The sequence below is a fragment of the Acinetobacter sp. GWC1_38_13 genome (genome assembly GCF_001767535.1).
In the GTDB taxonomy this organism is placed as follows: domain Bacteria; phylum Pseudomonadota; class Gammaproteobacteria; order Pseudomonadales; family Moraxellaceae; genus Acinetobacter; species Acinetobacter junii.
Genome location: NZ_MELG01000089.1, coordinates 1 through 13,863, shown reverse-complemented (window position 1 = coordinate 13,863; position 13,863 = coordinate 1). Strand labels below are relative to the sequence as shown.

13 protein-coding genes, 2 tRNA genes and 1 other RNA gene are annotated in these 13,863 nt (G+C 38.6%); 10 read left to right on the top strand and 6 right to left on the bottom strand.

Annotated elements, in window-relative coordinates:
- Window positions 1-4: 4 nt before the first annotated feature.
- The 3 genes from A2003_RS09310 (at window position 5) to A2003_RS09300 (ending at window position 3,067) form a co-directional block, all read left to right on the top strand.
- Window positions 5-2,113, top strand: a complete 2,109-nt coding sequence (locus tag A2003_RS09310; protein WP_286687214.1) for a hypothetical protein — start codon at window positions 5-7, stop codon at window positions 2,111-2,113.
- 64 nt (window positions 2,114-2,177) lie between these two features.
- Complete coding sequence (locus tag A2003_RS09305; protein ID WP_286687213.1) at window positions 2,178-2,555, top strand: hypothetical protein; 378 nt, start codon at window positions 2,178-2,180, stop codon at window positions 2,553-2,555.
- The gene (locus A2003_RS09300) at window positions 2,552-3,067 is read left to right on the top strand and encodes a glycoside hydrolase family 108 protein (protein ID WP_286687212.1); all 516 of its coding nucleotides are present in this window, start codon (window positions 2,552-2,554) and stop codon (window positions 3,065-3,067) included. The genes A2003_RS09305 and A2003_RS09300 overlap by 4 nt, the downstream gene beginning before the upstream one ends.
- A gap of 351 nt (window positions 3,068-3,418) precedes the next feature.
- On the opposite strand, the gene A2003_RS09290 is transcribed toward A2003_RS09300, so the two are convergent.
- The gene (locus A2003_RS09290; RefSeq protein ID WP_286687210.1) at window positions 3,419-4,636 is read right to left on the bottom strand and encodes a tyrosine-type recombinase/integrase; all 1,218 of its coding nucleotides are present in this window, start codon (window positions 4,634-4,636) and stop codon (window positions 3,419-3,421) included.
- Window positions 4,637-4,952: 316 nt separating this feature from the next.
- Here A2003_RS09290 and coaD point away from each other — a divergent pair, with 316 nt between their 5' ends.
- The 5 genes from coaD (at window position 4,953) to A2003_RS09265 (ending at window position 6,542) form a co-directional block, all read left to right on the top strand.
- Window positions 4,953-5,444, top strand: a complete 492-nt coding sequence (gene coaD, locus A2003_RS09285; protein WP_004913971.1) for a pantetheine-phosphate adenylyltransferase — start codon at window positions 4,953-4,955, stop codon at window positions 5,442-5,444.
- Between the two features lies 1 nt (window position 5,445).
- Entirely contained in the window at window positions 5,446-5,709 is a 264-nt protein-coding gene (locus tag A2003_RS09280) for a YfhL family 4Fe-4S dicluster ferredoxin (RefSeq protein ID WP_004913970.1), read from the top strand.
- A gap of 26 nt (window positions 5,710-5,735) precedes the next feature.
- Window positions 5,736-6,091, top strand: an RNA gene (gene rnpB / locus A2003_RS09275) — RNase P RNA component class A.
- 62 nt (window positions 6,092-6,153) lie between these two features.
- A tRNA-Met gene (locus A2003_RS09270) sits at window positions 6,154-6,230 on the top strand.
- A gap of 235 nt (window positions 6,231-6,465) precedes the next feature.
- Window positions 6,466-6,542 (top strand) — tRNA-Met (locus A2003_RS09265).
- A gap of 74 nt (window positions 6,543-6,616) precedes the next feature.
- On the opposite strand, the gene A2003_RS09260 is transcribed toward A2003_RS09265, so the two are convergent.
- Window positions 6,617-7,648 (bottom strand): hypothetical protein, encoded by a 1,032-nt coding sequence (locus A2003_RS09260; RefSeq protein WP_042892614.1) that lies wholly within the window; start codon window positions 7,646-7,648, stop codon window positions 6,617-6,619.
- Window positions 7,641-9,266 (bottom strand): NAD+ synthase, encoded by a 1,626-nt coding sequence (locus tag A2003_RS09255; RefSeq protein WP_042892612.1) that lies wholly within the window; start codon window positions 9,264-9,266, stop codon window positions 7,641-7,643. Before A2003_RS09255 ends, A2003_RS09260 begins: the two co-directional genes overlap by 8 nt.
- A gap of 835 nt (window positions 9,267-10,101) precedes the next feature.
- Here A2003_RS09255 and A2003_RS09250 point away from each other — a divergent pair.
- A complete protein-coding gene (locus tag A2003_RS09250; RefSeq protein ID WP_004913964.1) occupies window positions 10,102-10,266 on the top strand; it encodes a hypothetical protein in 165 nt (54 codons plus the stop codon).
- A 56-nt stretch (window positions 10,267-10,322) separates the two neighbouring features.
- Here the strand turns inward: A2003_RS09250 and A2003_RS09245 are convergent, their stop codons facing one another.
- The 3 genes from A2003_RS09245 to A2003_RS09235 form a co-directional block, all read right to left on the bottom strand.
- Window positions 10,323-10,847 (bottom strand): hypothetical protein, encoded by a 525-nt coding sequence (locus A2003_RS09245; protein ID WP_286687209.1) that lies wholly within the window; start codon window positions 10,845-10,847, stop codon window positions 10,323-10,325.
- Between the two features lie 62 nt (window positions 10,848-10,909).
- Window positions 10,910-11,362 (bottom strand): CopD family protein, encoded by a 453-nt coding sequence (locus A2003_RS09240; RefSeq protein ID WP_004952667.1) that lies wholly within the window; start codon window positions 11,360-11,362, stop codon window positions 10,910-10,912.
- An 18-nt stretch (window positions 11,363-11,380) separates the two neighbouring features.
- Entirely contained in the window at window positions 11,381-12,610 is a 1,230-nt protein-coding gene (locus A2003_RS09235) for a beta-ketoacyl synthase N-terminal-like domain-containing protein (RefSeq protein WP_004952669.1), read from the bottom strand.
- 289 nt (window positions 12,611-12,899) lie between these two features.
- Between A2003_RS09235 and A2003_RS09230 the strand changes: the two genes are divergently transcribed.
- The coding region (locus A2003_RS09230) for an EcsC family protein (RefSeq protein ID WP_286687208.1) at window positions 12,900-13,863 on the top strand (964 nt) is incomplete at its 3' end.

Genomic DNA, 13,863 nt, shown 5'->3' with positions numbered 1-13,863 from the left:
TTTTATGGCTGTCCAAGAACAAACGCCATACATTGAATATACTTCAAATGGCATCACCACAAGCTTTGCATTGGAATTTGATTGTGATAATCAGGATCATTTAATTGTATTGGTGGATGATGTAGAGCCAGTTGTGGGTGCGTGGTCATTAAGCAATGGCGCTGTGGTTTTTAATACTGCGCCTGAGAATGGTAAAAAGATTACTATTCAACGAAATACACCATTTAGTCGCACTACAGATTACCAGTCCTACAACAACTCATTCCGTCCTCCAGCCGTGAATAAGGATTTTGACTGGATCTGGTGGAAGCTTCAGGAATTAGGTGTTGCAGACTGGATTTTAAGTAATCGAATCGATGATCTTAAAAATTATGTTGATGATAGAGATGACGAGTTGCGTGCTTACTTATTAGAAGAAATCAGAAAACAAGGTGTGGCTTTAGACCAGTTGGATGAGTACTACAATTATTTAATGCAGCGTCTTTCCCAAATTGCAGTTGATAAAGGCTGGGACGCTTCTTTTGTTGTTGATGAAAGCGGTAAAACGCAACAGGAGATTAATACAGCGCAAAAAACTAAAAACAGTGAGCGTATCAGTGTCAAAGATTTTGGCGCGATTGGTGATGGTACTCTACATACAATCCAAGAGTGGGTTACTAGTGGGAAGTTTAGTAATTTAACAGCGATTCAGGCGGTCTACCCTCATGCAACAGCACTAACAGACTCTATCGACTGGGTTGCGTGTCAAGCAGCTATCGACCATGTTGGCGCGGGAGGCTCAATTCTATTTAATCAAACGGCTGTAAATTGCTATGTAATAGATAGACCACTTAAGTTTTACAACGGGCAAAAATGGATTGGGTGTGGGGGTGTTGATGTCCTCGGTCTTGGTACTGAAATCCAGCTAACAGCGAATGCAACATCTGTCGCAGAGCCAAAAACACCAACAGCAACAACGTATGGTTTTAATCCAATCGGTATTTACTTTAATGCCAAAAACTTTGGTGAATCTGGATTAAGTTTATACAACACATCTTACGCAAATGTTGATCAGTGCGCTGCTAATTGTTCATCGGCGAATGGCGGTGCATTTCTATTTGACTCAGATACTTCAAAACAATGCTATTTCAATAAGCTTAACATTCCGCGTGCTTTTGCATCAGGTACAGGAGGTGCTGCATTTAAATTTGTTCGCGGAGCAAATGCGAATCAGATTTTCGGTGGTAAAGCAGGAGGTTCATATCGAGGTGCTGAGTTCACATCATCAAGTTCAGGAAACCTGATAATAGGTACAGACTTTGAAGAAAATACAGACTGTCACGTCTATGTAGATGCTGCGAATAATGTGTTTATCGGTACGCACATGGAAAGCGCGCCAATTGGGTTTAATATAACATCGCTTGGCACAAACACACAGCGTATAAATACAACATATGCAACAACAACTACAGTTAATGTTCAAGACGCTAGTAAAGTTGGTACTGTACTAGATACTCGCTTTGAATCATCAGCAACTACAGGAGACTTGCGTTTCGGCGGTGCTAAATTCAAATCAACATACTTAACAGCAAGTACAAATTTAGACTACGATCCCGATCTAAACAGTGGAAGCTCAAATACAAGTTTCCGCATGTTTTTAAATACAAACACGACTGGTAAGCGACATTTAACGCTTTATAAGGGTGACGGCACATCAACAGAGAGCATCCGTCTTGATGCAGGAACAGGTGAAATTAGGCACGGTGATATATTACAAGCATCAAGTACAAACGTTGTTCGTAAAATGATTCGTGCTGCTGCTATACCTACGACTGGTGATTGGTCAAATGGCGACAAAGTGCTGCGAACAAACCCAAACACAACAAATTCAGTAGTGACAGAATGGACTTGCGTAACAGCAAGCACAGCAGCAACAGCAAGCACAGCAGCAACACCTGGCACATGGGCAGCTACAGGCTGGTACACAAAGAAAGATACAACAGCGAACAGACCTACTGGATTAACAAGTAGTGATGCAGGCGTACAGTTCTTTGATACAACACTAGCAGCAGAAGGGAAACCGATATGGTGGACTGGGACAGCATGGGTTGATGCGACTGGTGCAGTTGTTTAATGCACATCTAACCCTGATCTTTAATTAGATCAGGTTTTTTTAATGTCAAAAATTGGGTGAAATCATGCAAGAAAACACAATTCCATGGGTCTTAAAAATCTTTCCAGCCGTGATCGGGGCAATTCTTGCACTTGTTCTCAGTGGTGATATTGATACAAACGGTAAAATTCAAGTTTCATTAGGGGTTATTACAAAGTTTGTTTGTAGCGTCACAGTAAGTTTGTACGGTGGGTCAGCATTTATAGAGCATTACGGCTATTTAACTACATCCACAATGTTCCAAGGCTTCATCATGCTGATGTTTGCAGTGTTTGGATTACTTTTTATCGGTATTGCTTACCAATCAATTGCATTATTGAAAGGTAAAACAGTTTCAGAAGTTATCGTGGAAATTAAATCCGCATTTGTTGCGATTATTAGTGGCAAGGGTGGTGAATCATGAACTTTGAAAAAGCATTTAATCGCTTGATAGGTCACGAAGCTGGATATTCAAATGACAAGCGTGATCCAGGTAATTGGACTGGTGGCAAGGTTGGAGTAGGTGTATTAAAAGGCACAAAGTTTGGTATTGCTGCAAACACCTATCCAAACCTAGATATTAAGAATCTAACCCTTGAGCAAGCCAAAGCGATTTATAAAAAAGATTGGTGGGATAAGTTAGGTGCAGATAGCTTGCATCCATCAATCGTATTTCAGCTTTGGGACTTTGCCGTTAATGCTGGCAAGTCACGAGCAATCAAAGAGCTTCAGCAAGTTGCTGGCGTTCCTGCGGATGGCTTGATTGGTCCAAAAACAATTGCAGCGGTAAAAGCCATGGATGTGAACGATGTTTTATTAAAGCTAACAGCTGAACGCTTGAAGTTTTATACATCATTAAGCACGTGGTCCACATATGGCAAAGGTTGGACTAATCGAGTTGCGGAGAATCTAATCTATGCAGCAGAAGATAATTAAGAAGTATTGCAAACGCTCTTTCATTACTTCAATCGTTACAGTGCTGTGCTTGCTTCTATCAAGCTGCACAGCTCACTCAATTAAAACAAACGTCAATATCAGTGTTTGCTTGCAGTGTGTGCAACATTAGCAAGCATCAATCCCTCACTACCTCCACACCCTTTAATCTTCTCTTTGTTATATAAGTGCTCGCTTCAGCAGAATCATAGAAAGTCTTTGCCCCGTCTTTTTCTTTCTTAAAAACATACTGCATTGTGTACATAGCATTTATATCAGACGAGTCTTGATATTCTTCATGCTCAGTCGTTTGTACGTGCAAGTAAAGTCCGTTCTTTTTTATGTAGTACGGTCTCATTGCTTACCCCAACTATCGACGATATCAGCCCAGTCTTGCATCATTTTTCTTCTAGGTTTTAGATGTTTAGAGTGATCATAAGAAGCTTTAGTTCTATTTGATTCAGCATGTGCCAATTGCCTTTCTACCCACGCTTCCTCGTATCCTTTTTCATATAACAAGGTTGAAGCGGTAGCTCTAAAATCATGAGTGGTTACACCCTTTAATCCTATATATTCAAGCATGCTGTTTAAAGTTTCTTTAGCCAACATCCCGTTATTTTTCTTGCTATAGATTGCTGGAAATACCAAATCACCATCACCTGATATTTCACGTTGTTGCTTTAATACTTCAAATACTTGATCAGATATAGGCAGCACATGAATTCTAGCTTTCTTCATCACTTCGACTGGGAAAGTGATTATTCGGGATTCAAAATCAACCCATGACCATTGCATCTTTCTAATTTCTACAGCGCGAAGCATTGTGTATAAAAGAATAAAGCCAGCATTTTTTACTGTTTGAGTACCATTATATTTAGGCAGGCTTGTTCTAGCTTTATACCTTTCTTCTTTTGTGAGTGCTCTAGCGTGATTTACACGTGGTCGCTTAATTACATCTCGTACCGCATACGTAGGATCATTATCAGCCCTTAAGGTCGCAATAGCATATCTTATAACTGCGCCAAGAAATCTTCTATTTTCAAGTGCTGCAGAAGCCCCAGTAAACCTACCATTTGATTCTTTAACGATGCGATCTACAGTGTTGTTTAATATCTTAAGAACGTCAGCCGAAGTTACGTCATTTACGTTCTTATTCCCAATAACAGGGGAGATATCCTTTTTTAAAGCAGTCTCAAACTTTTCTTGATAGATTTCCGACTTTGATGACATTCGCTTAATTTTAAACTCAGCTGCTATCGCATCAAAAGTGTTGGTTGTTTCTGCTAGGGCTTGTGCTTTGATATTTTTTCGATCTTCAACAGGATGAATTCCTTTTGCAAGCTTTGCTCTCATTTCGTCTTTAAGTGCTCGTGCTTCAGCCAAGCTAATAGAAGGGTATTCACCTAAACTCATAGATGACTCTTTACCATTAAAAACGAATTTAAATCGCCATACTTTTGCACCAGTGGGGCGCACTTCTATATATAGACGATCAGAGTCTAATATTCGATAAACCTTATCTTTTGGTTTTAAAGTCTTTATTTTAACGTCAGATAGTTTAACAACAGCCATTACAGGAACTTACTTGATTCGTTACCCGTATTATTACCCGTTTTTAACGAGAATTAAAACGTACTATATGGAACTAAAAAGAACACTTATTATTTTAATTCAGGTATTTATGAAAATAAAAAGAACTGTAAAGAATTATAAAGAACATATACACTTATTATTTTTTACAACTGTTGCTTGCGCCATAATTCAAACTTCCACAATTGCATCTATTGTGCCGTAAAACGTAACCTTTTTCCATTGTTTAGGAATTTCGCGTTTATTGCGAACTTTTGTTAAAATACATGCCTTATCTCATTCACTTAGAGTACAACGCATGTCTAAAACACGTGTGATTTATCCAGGGACCTTTGATCCAATTACCAATGGACATGTTGATTTAGTTGCAAGAGCATCAAAAATGTTTGATGAAGTTGTTGTTGCAATTGCAATTGGTCATCATAAAAATCCTGTGTTTAGTTTAGAAGAGCGTGTTGAGTTAGCCAAAGCATCATTAAGTCATTTAACCAATGTTGAGTTTGTAGGATTTGATGGCTTGTTGGTTAATTTTTTCCGTGAACAACGTGCTACAGCTGTACTTCGTGGTCTAAGAGCGATTTCTGACTTTGAATATGAATTCCAATTAGCCAATATGAATCGTCAGCTTGATCCTCATTTTGAGTCTGTATTTCTAACGCCTTCAGAGCAATACTCATTTATTTCATCGACATTAGTTCGTGAAATCGCTCGTTTAAAGGGTGATGTAACCAAGTTCGTGCCTGCTGTCGTCGTTCAGGCATTTGAGCGTAAACATCAACAAGGTTGGTAGCGTGTCTTTATATATAACAGATGAATGCATCAATTGTGATGTCTGTGAGCCTGTATGTCCCAATGAAGCAATTTATATGGGGGAATCAATCTATGAGATTGATCCTGCGCTTTGTACTGAGTGCGTGGGTCATCATGACAAACCGCAGTGCCAACTATTTTGTCCAGTTGATTGTATTCCTCTTGATCCCAATCATGTTGAGTCACAAGACCAACTGATGGAAAAATATAAAAAATTGACAGCGCAAAAAAATACAAGCAATTAACTTTGAACTTTGATAATATGCGCCTCGAAGTGGGCTGGACGGTCGCTGCTGTGGAGGTCTCCGTGACTGAAGCAGGGGAGGAAAGTCCGGGCTTCATAGGGCAGGGTGCCAGGTAACGCCTGGGCGGCGAAAGCCGACGGCAAGTGCAGCAGAGAGTAGACCGCCTCATTCGTGAGGTAAGGGTGAAAGGGTGCGGTAAGAGCGCACCGCGTGTCTGGTAACAGTTCACGGCAAGGTAAACCCCACCAGAAGCAAGACCAAATAGGAATCCTGAGGTACGGCCCGTACTGGATTCGGGTAGGTCGCTTGAGCGTATGAGTGATTGTACGCCTAGAGGAATGATCGTCCTCGACAGAACCCGGCTTATAGGCCCACTTCTAAGTTTTTTTGAAAATTGTGCTTGACGTGTGTAGCGAAAGTTAAGATAATGCGCCCACAGTTTTCGGCTATGTAGCTCAGTTGGTTAGAGCACCGCACTCATAATGCGGGGGTCACAAGTTCAAGTCTCGTCATAGCCACCATTTTATAGACCACGCTCCTGCGTGGTCTCTTTTTGTCTATAGTTTTTATAATTTTTCAAATACCTTTTTAACAAACTAATTTTACAGTTTAGTTAAGTCTTTATATTTTTATGAAATTGCCGAAAAATGATCAAATGTGATTTAAAAGAATAAAAACTGTTCATATGTTCCATATTTTCAACGTCATAGACTTGACCGTTTAAGCGGAACACTAGATAATGCGCACACAGTTTACGGCTATGTAGCTCAGTTGGTTAGAGCACCGCACTCATAATGCGGGGGTCACAAGTTCAAGTCTCGTCATAGCCACCATTTTAAAAACCACGCTCCTGCGTGGTTTCTTTTTATCTATAGTTTTTTTCTACTCAGCGCTGACTTGAGCTAGATTAGAGATGTTTTTCGATAACTTGTAGGGTCTGAGGGTTGTCGTAGAAAGGTTTTAAAACCATGTGAATAATGGGTTCTAACACATTATGTTCATCTAAGGCTTTAACCACTTTTGGATAAAAACGAACTGCCTCATTGCGTAGATCGCTTTCTTCTAAGCCAATAGCTGTGAAAACATCTTGTAGACTTTCATCTTTATAAAAATCATAGAAAACTTTAACGCCATAGAGAATCAGATCTTGTAAAAATGAAGACTGGCGTAATTCTTTCCAATACTCATAGATCATCACAAAGAACTCTTCTACATCTAGAGGAGTGACTTGCTTAGTGTATTCAGAGAGTGGTTTAGATTTATTATCGTCCCATATATTGCGTGCCAAACTTTCTAGATCATCATTTGATAATAGACTCAAATCAACAAGTTGTTCTTGAATAAAGCGTGCAATACTTTCTTCTATTTTTTGCTCAATACGTTGTTGTTGGCGATAGGAAAAAGTTTTTAATTTCTGCTGCCATTCATATTTACTATCTTGAGATTTTTCTTCATCAGCTGTAGCAAATAGTTTGGGTAATTTATTGTGTAGTGTAGAGGTTGCTATATATAAGCAGAGTTGCTCAATGGATGGGCTTTCTTTTAGAAATTTATTCAAATATTGTCGAATATTATCTAATTCTAAGATTTTAGATAGCCACATTTCAAATTGATGATCTGAGAATACATCTTGGAGTTGTGCTGAGGATTGCAAGGAAAAAACATGAAGACGCTGGGCAATTTCTCCAATGAATTCTAATAGTCCAGCACCTAATTGCATTTCAAAAGCATAGCGTTTAACTACAGCTTGAATTTGATCAAGCTCTACAACTTCTTTCAGTTTTATATTCGGAGCATGTTGTAAAAAAAGCTGAATAAACTGTTGGAAAAACTCGGGTGAGAGTTGAGTAGTGAGTTGGTTTTTATAAAAGGCCACTTGCTCAAGCATAAGTGCTTGAGCAAGTAATTGTGACTTTTCAGAAACAATTTTTTCAGTCATTCGTTGTCCATCCGTTGACGATAGGGTAGCGTCGTTCACGGCTAAAAGCACGTGAGCTGATGCGTGGTCCGATTGCACCTTGACGACGTTTGTATTCGTTGCGATCAACCAATCGAATCACTTTTTCTACCACTTCAGCATCAAATCCTCTCGCAATAATATCTGCTTGGCTTTGATCTTCTTCGATGTATGCATAAAGTATCGCATCAAGCACATCGTAAGCTGGTAAAGAGTCTTGGTCGGTTTGATCAGGGCGTAACTCGGCAGAAGGAGGTCGGCTGATCACGCGCTCTGGAATTACAGGGGTTTCACTTAAAGTATTACGATATTTTGCTAATTCAAATACAATGGTTTTGTAGACATCTTTCAATACAGAAAAACCGCCAACCATATCGCCATAAAGGGTGCAGTAACCAACTGATATTTCAGATTTGTTACCAGTCGATAATACGAGATTACCAAACTTATTAGATAAGCCCATCAATAGCGTACCGCGAGTACGTGCTTGTAAGTTTTCTTCGGTTGCATCAGCTGGTGTGTTTCCAAAGAATGGATAAAGCGTTTGCATAAAGCTATTTACAATAGGGTGGATCTCAGCAATACCAAAAGTTACGCCCATACGACGAGCTTGCTCGGTCGCATCTTCCACACTCATTTGTGACGTGTATGTATATGGCATCATCACTGCTTGAACTTTATCTGCCCCGATCGCATCCACTGCGATCGCAAGTGTTAATGCAGAATCAATACCACCAGATAAACCTAAAATGACACCTGGGAAGCCTGAACGTTGAACGTAATCACGAGTTGCCATTACGAGTGCTTGATAAATTTCAGCAAAGGTTTCAAGTGCAGGAGCTGATTCAGTTTTTTTGAATTCTTTTTGCTCTGCATCATATTCAACAAAATAAATTGATTCTTGGAAACTTTGAGCTTGTAGTGCGATTTCTCCATTTTTGTTGGTTACAAAACTTGAACCATCAAAAATTAGATCATCTTGACCACCTACTTGGTTAACATAAACTAGATTGAGATTTAACTGTTTAGCTAACTCATTTAAAGTTTGGATACGATGTTGCGGTTTACCTACTTCGTAAGGTGAAGCATTAAGAACCAATGCTGTTTCTACATTGAGCTGGCTTAATTGCTTAACAGTATTCAGTGACCAAACATCTTCACAAATAAGTACACCAAATTTATGACCTAAATATTCAAAAATTAGATGCTGATGACCTTCTTGGAAGTAGCGTTTTTCATCAAAAACACCATAATTTGGCAAGTTATGCTTATTATAAATCCCTAAAACTTGTCCATCTTTCATCACGGCTGCTGAGTTATAGCGGTAGCCATCTTCGGTTTGATGAACAAAACCAAATACCATGACGATATCTTTGACTTCACTTAATTGTGCAAATGCTTTCTGAGTGCGTTTGCTTAAATTAGGTCGAATCAATAAATCTTCAGCTGGATATCCGATTGTTGATAATTCTGGAAAGATGATTAAATCGGCTTGCTGCTGTTTTGCTAAATTTGCTTGCTCAACCATCTTTTGAGTATTTGCGTCAATATTGCCAATATGCGGAGAGAACTGGGCAAGGGCAATTTTAAAATTTTTCATTCAAACTTAATCCTGAGTCTTAACATGTGTTGATATACAAGTTCTTGATTTGTGTAAGTATAATTTTAAAGAACGTTGTATATCATAGCGCCAAACATTCTATATCTTAAAGAAAAATGACAAGGTGTCTAATATATACTAATTGCACATTTTTCTGCGTAAAAATAACAAGTTTTTCTGTTTTAAAGAGCAACATTTTTAAATGGTTGCGTAGTGATGGTGCATGACTATGAATAAACTTAGCATTGTCATTTATTCTTTTTTTTCGTGTCACTTTCGCATACCGAAATGACAGTTCAATGACATGAATAGAAACACTCTTTTTTCGATTATTTCGGTATTGGGATAAAAAAATACAAAAAATTAGAGTTTTCGTAAAATTTAAATCTATCAAAAACATAATTTTATTGAATTGAGTCTTTTTTGACCGTTCGTCGGGAATCCTTTTGCTACACTTGAGTGTACAAATGTGCACTGCTATTATCCTAATTAATGTGAACATCTGTACACTAGATGTAACAGTAAAAATATGCATTTCGCATATAAAAAGAGGAAATAGAAATGTCAGTACTTTTAGTTTTAGTTGTTGCGTCTTGTTCTGCTATCGCAGTAGGTCGTGTGGGAACTATCTTGTTAAACCAAGATGATAAATAAATAGTTTTATAAATAATGGTCTGTTAAGAGAGGTAATGATTATGTCAGTTGTATTTTTTCCAGTAATTGCGTTTGGTTTAGCTGTTGTAGTTGGTCGTATTGGTACTTTAATGTTCCAAGAGCAAGTACAAGAGTCAGAGTAAGTTTGATTAATTAAACTTTTGATGAGAGGTAATAAGTTATGGTGATTCCAACAATCTTATATCCAGTAATTGCTTTTGGATTGGCAATTGGTGTGGGACGTATCGGTACAATTGTTAAAGATGCGATGCGTGTAGATTTTACGACTGAAATGGATGATAGTCATGAACTTAGCTCAGAGAGCAGTAAAAACACAGCAGCATAGAATTGCTAATGATGTTTCAAGCTGAAAAGCCCTGTAAATAAACAACAGGGCTTTTTTTATTTCTGAAGAATAATATTTGGAACTTTTTTTAGAAAAATATCACGTGCGATGTCACCTTGCTGTTCAATGTTATATTCATTGAATTTCTTTCCAACTATAAATTGATACCGGTAAGGGTTGTATTGTTTAAAACTTAGATAATAACCAAGTTGCAATATTGCGCCTTTTACAATCACATTTGTGTTTTGCTGAAACTGCAGAATATGTGCAAGTTCATGAATGAAGAGACTTTGCAATCCGATTGAACATTTTGAGTAATCTTTACTAAAATATTTTTGATGAACGTACAGGTTGCCATTTGGCGCTATAAATATGTTTTCAGGTTGCCAAGGTAGATAGGGGATATTGAAAATTTTTACTTCTGAATAATGAATGAGTTCACCAAATACAGATTGAGCAATCGAAATTTCATCATTAGTTAAGCCACGATACTCAAATTCTTGTATGTTGAGAAAGGAAATCAGTTCAGAGATCAGTCGAGATCTTAACCATTCAATACGATGCTTTAGAAGGTTGTTCATTTGAGTTCTATAATTGTATTTGATTAAAAATATGACCTCAATTCAAATAAGAAAAGCCCCAGTTAAAACTGAGGCTTTACAACAACGAGAATGACAACTGCAAATAAAATCACTGTTGGCATTTCATTAAAGAAGCGCCAAAACTTATGAGATTTATAATGTGCATTCCCGATGAGTTTCTTTCGGTAATAGCCACATACAAGATGGTAAATGACTAGGAGTCCGACTAAAGCCACTTTAAGATAAAACCATAAGGCTTCATGATAATGGCGAGTGGCATCACCCCAATCCACAAGGAAATGGGCAGTCACAAGCGTGGCAATCATTGATGGCCACATGATGCCACGATATAACTTACGTTCCATTACTTCAAAGCGTTGATGACTTACAGCATCCTCACTCATCGCATGATAAACATAAAGCCGTGGTAGATAGAACAACGCAGCGAACCAACACACCACAGCAATAATATGTAATGCTTTTACCCACAAGAAAGCATCAGAAGGTGCATCCATCGATAATCCTATGTGGGATTATGCATCCCACTTCTTGAAAATAAGGCAAGCGTTAACACCGCCAAAGCCAAAACTGTTACTCATGACAGTATTCAGTTTTGCATCACGTTTTTCAAGTACAATATCGAAACCTTTCGCGCCTTCATCTAGTTCTGTAACGTTGATGTTCGGTGCGATGAAGTCATTTTGCATCATTAGTACAGAGTAGATTGCTTCCTGTACACCTGCTGCACCCAAACTGTGGCCAGTCATTGATTTGGTTGAGCTTAGTGCAGGTACATTACCTTCGCCAAAAGCACGTTCCATTGCTTTTAATTCGGTTACGTCACCTGCAGGTGTTGAAGTCCCGTGAGTATTGACATAATCGATTTGTTCAATGCCATGTTGTTTTGCTTCATCAAGTGCCATGAGGATACAACGCGTAGCACCTTCCCCAGATGGAGCAACCATATCTGCACCGTCACTGTTGGCAGCATAAGCGACTACTTCTGCCAAAATGTTCGCACCGCGTGCTTGAGCATGCTCAAGTGATTCAAGAACCACAAAGCCACCACCACCCGCGATCACGAAACCGTCACGGTCAGCTGAATAAGGGCGAGATGCTGTTTCTGGTGTATCGTTATATTTAGAACACAATGCACCCATAGCATCAAAAAGTAAGCTTTGAGACCAGTGATCTTCTTCACCACCACCAGCAAGCATTAAATCTTGTTTACCTAATTGAATCAGGTTGTAAGCATAACCAATTGCATCAGCAGAAGTTGCACATGCACTAGTAATAGAGTGAGCAATACCTTGTAGTTTTAATGCAACACCAACGTTTGCAGTAATCGTATTACTCATGTTGCGTGGAACAAAGAAAGGTCCAATTTTACGTGCACCTTTTTCTTCCAGTAATTTAACCATCTCTGCAACAGAAGCAGTTGAGTTACCGCCACTACCACCAGCAATACCGTATCTTGGGTTGTTAGCTAGGTCTTCTTGTTTGAGACCTGCATGTTCAACGGCTGCAATAGCGGCATTGTAAGCATACATCGCACACACGCCCATGAAGCGTTTCAATTTACGATCAATGCCATCAAAATCTTGAACAGCTGCTGCGCTCACATGACTTTTGAAATTAAGTTCAGCATAAGTTGGGTTAAAACGTGTCCCAGAGATTCCATTTTTTAGAGAATGAGTAACCTCTTCCAAAGAGTTACCGATACATGAGTTGATGCCCATACCAGTGATTACAACACGTTTCATTTACAGTTCCCTTTTATGGTAATACTAAGCCTTGTACAACATCGCTATAGTTAAAATCAGGAAAAAATAACGATCAAATTGGCTCATGAGTGAATGACACCATGATAGCAGAAAGGTTTTTTATTTCTTATGGCAAATATTATGTCTATTTTCAGTTATGTAAAGATTAGTAAGTTTAGAACGACATAAGGTGAAAGCTAATGAAATTATACAGATTCAAGTTGAGATAAATCTGTATTCAACCTAGTATTTACCTAGAAATGCACAGATTAAAGAATAGAGGTACTTGATGACAAATTCTAAAAATAAGCAAACTTCAGGTTTATTTGCTCAAGCATTTGGAGTGGCTAAAAAGCTCAGCTCTGAATTGCAAAAACTCCAAGTTGCCCCGATAACATCTGGTGCGAAACTTTCCAATTCATCTAATATTGTTGAAGGAAATGCGCGTTTCAAAAGTCCATTTGAAGTGGAGAAATATGAAAGCCCTCAACAGATGCTGCGTCAACAACTTCCTAAATTGTCACATCAATTGCTAGGTAAGCATTATACGAAGGTAAATAATGTGGCGACTTTTGTTTCACCTGATTTAGGTGAAAAAGTTTCAGATTATTTATTTCAATGGTTGAATGAATTTAGTTCAAATAGTTCTTTGACTGAAAAGATTCTCGAAGAAGCAGGAGTTAAAGATCTTGCTGAGTTGACACAGGATACTGGGCGCTCGCAACGTTTAAGTCAGGCACTCATTGAGCAAAATAAATTACTTGCAGCTGCTCAGGGATTAATCACTGGTGCTACTGGAGTTTGGGGTGCTGCAATCGATATACCTGCTTCGATCGTTTTGGTATTACGCACGATTTACCAAACTGGTCGCTCTCATGGTTTCGATTTATCTGAAGAGCTTGATCAAGATATCGTGGCCTTTATTTTTAAAGAAATTGATTTAGGTCTTGTCGCAGAAAAACAAACATTATTACTTGCTTTAAAAGCTTTACAGTCAATGTTAGACACGCATGATTTGCAACATTTCCAACAGTTATTAGGCTCTAATAATGATGTTGAATTGTTGAAGAAGTGGTTGGTTGATGCTGATGGACAATTTAAGTGGGGGTGGTTAAATCATATTCCACAAGCTTCAGTGATTGGGAAACTAACACCGATCGCGGGTGCAGTTGTCGGTGGTTTTTATAGCTGGAAACTTCTAGAAGATGTGGGGCATAAATCACAATCAGTATTTGGTGCGGCGCGATTCTATA

What these genes read in the sequence shown, in the direction of transcription:
- A2003_RS09245 (WP_286687209.1), bottom strand. Translation starts at nt 10,847, where the DNA reads ATGAACAACCTTCTAAAGCATCGTATTGAATGGTTAAGATCTCGACTG.
- A2003_RS09235 (WP_004952669.1), bottom strand. Translation starts at nt 12,610, where the DNA reads ATGAAACGTGTTGTAATCACTGGTATGGGCATCAACTCATGTATCGGT.
- A2003_RS09300 (WP_286687212.1), top strand. Translation starts at nt 2,552, where the DNA reads ATGAACTTTGAAAAAGCATTTAATCGCTTGATAGGTCACGAAGCTGGA.
- A2003_RS09240 (WP_004952667.1), bottom strand. Translation starts at nt 11,362, where the DNA reads ATGGATGCACCTTCTGATGCTTTCTTGTGGGTAAAAGCATTACATATT.
- A2003_RS09290 (WP_286687210.1), bottom strand. Translation starts at nt 4,636, where the DNA reads ATGGCTGTTGTTAAACTATCTGACGTTAAAATAAAGACTTTAAAACCA.
- A2003_RS09255 (WP_042892612.1), bottom strand. Translation starts at nt 9,266, where the DNA reads ATGAAAAATTTTAAAATTGCCCTTGCCCAGTTCTCTCCGCATATTGGC.
- A2003_RS09310 (WP_286687214.1), top strand. Translation starts at nt 5, where the DNA reads ATGGCTGTCCAAGAACAAACGCCATACATTGAATATACTTCAAATGGC.
- A2003_RS09260 (WP_042892614.1), bottom strand. Translation starts at nt 7,648, where the DNA reads ATGACTGAAAAAATTGTTTCTGAAAAGTCACAATTACTTGCTCAAGCA.
- A2003_RS09305 (WP_286687213.1), top strand. Translation starts at nt 2,178, where the DNA reads ATGCAAGAAAACACAATTCCATGGGTCTTAAAAATCTTTCCAGCCGTG.
- A2003_RS09250 (WP_004913964.1), top strand. Translation starts at nt 10,102, where the DNA reads ATGGTGATTCCAACAATCTTATATCCAGTAATTGCTTTTGGATTGGCA.
- coaD (WP_004913971.1), top strand. Translation starts at nt 4,953, where the DNA reads ATGTCTAAAACACGTGTGATTTATCCAGGGACCTTTGATCCAATTACC.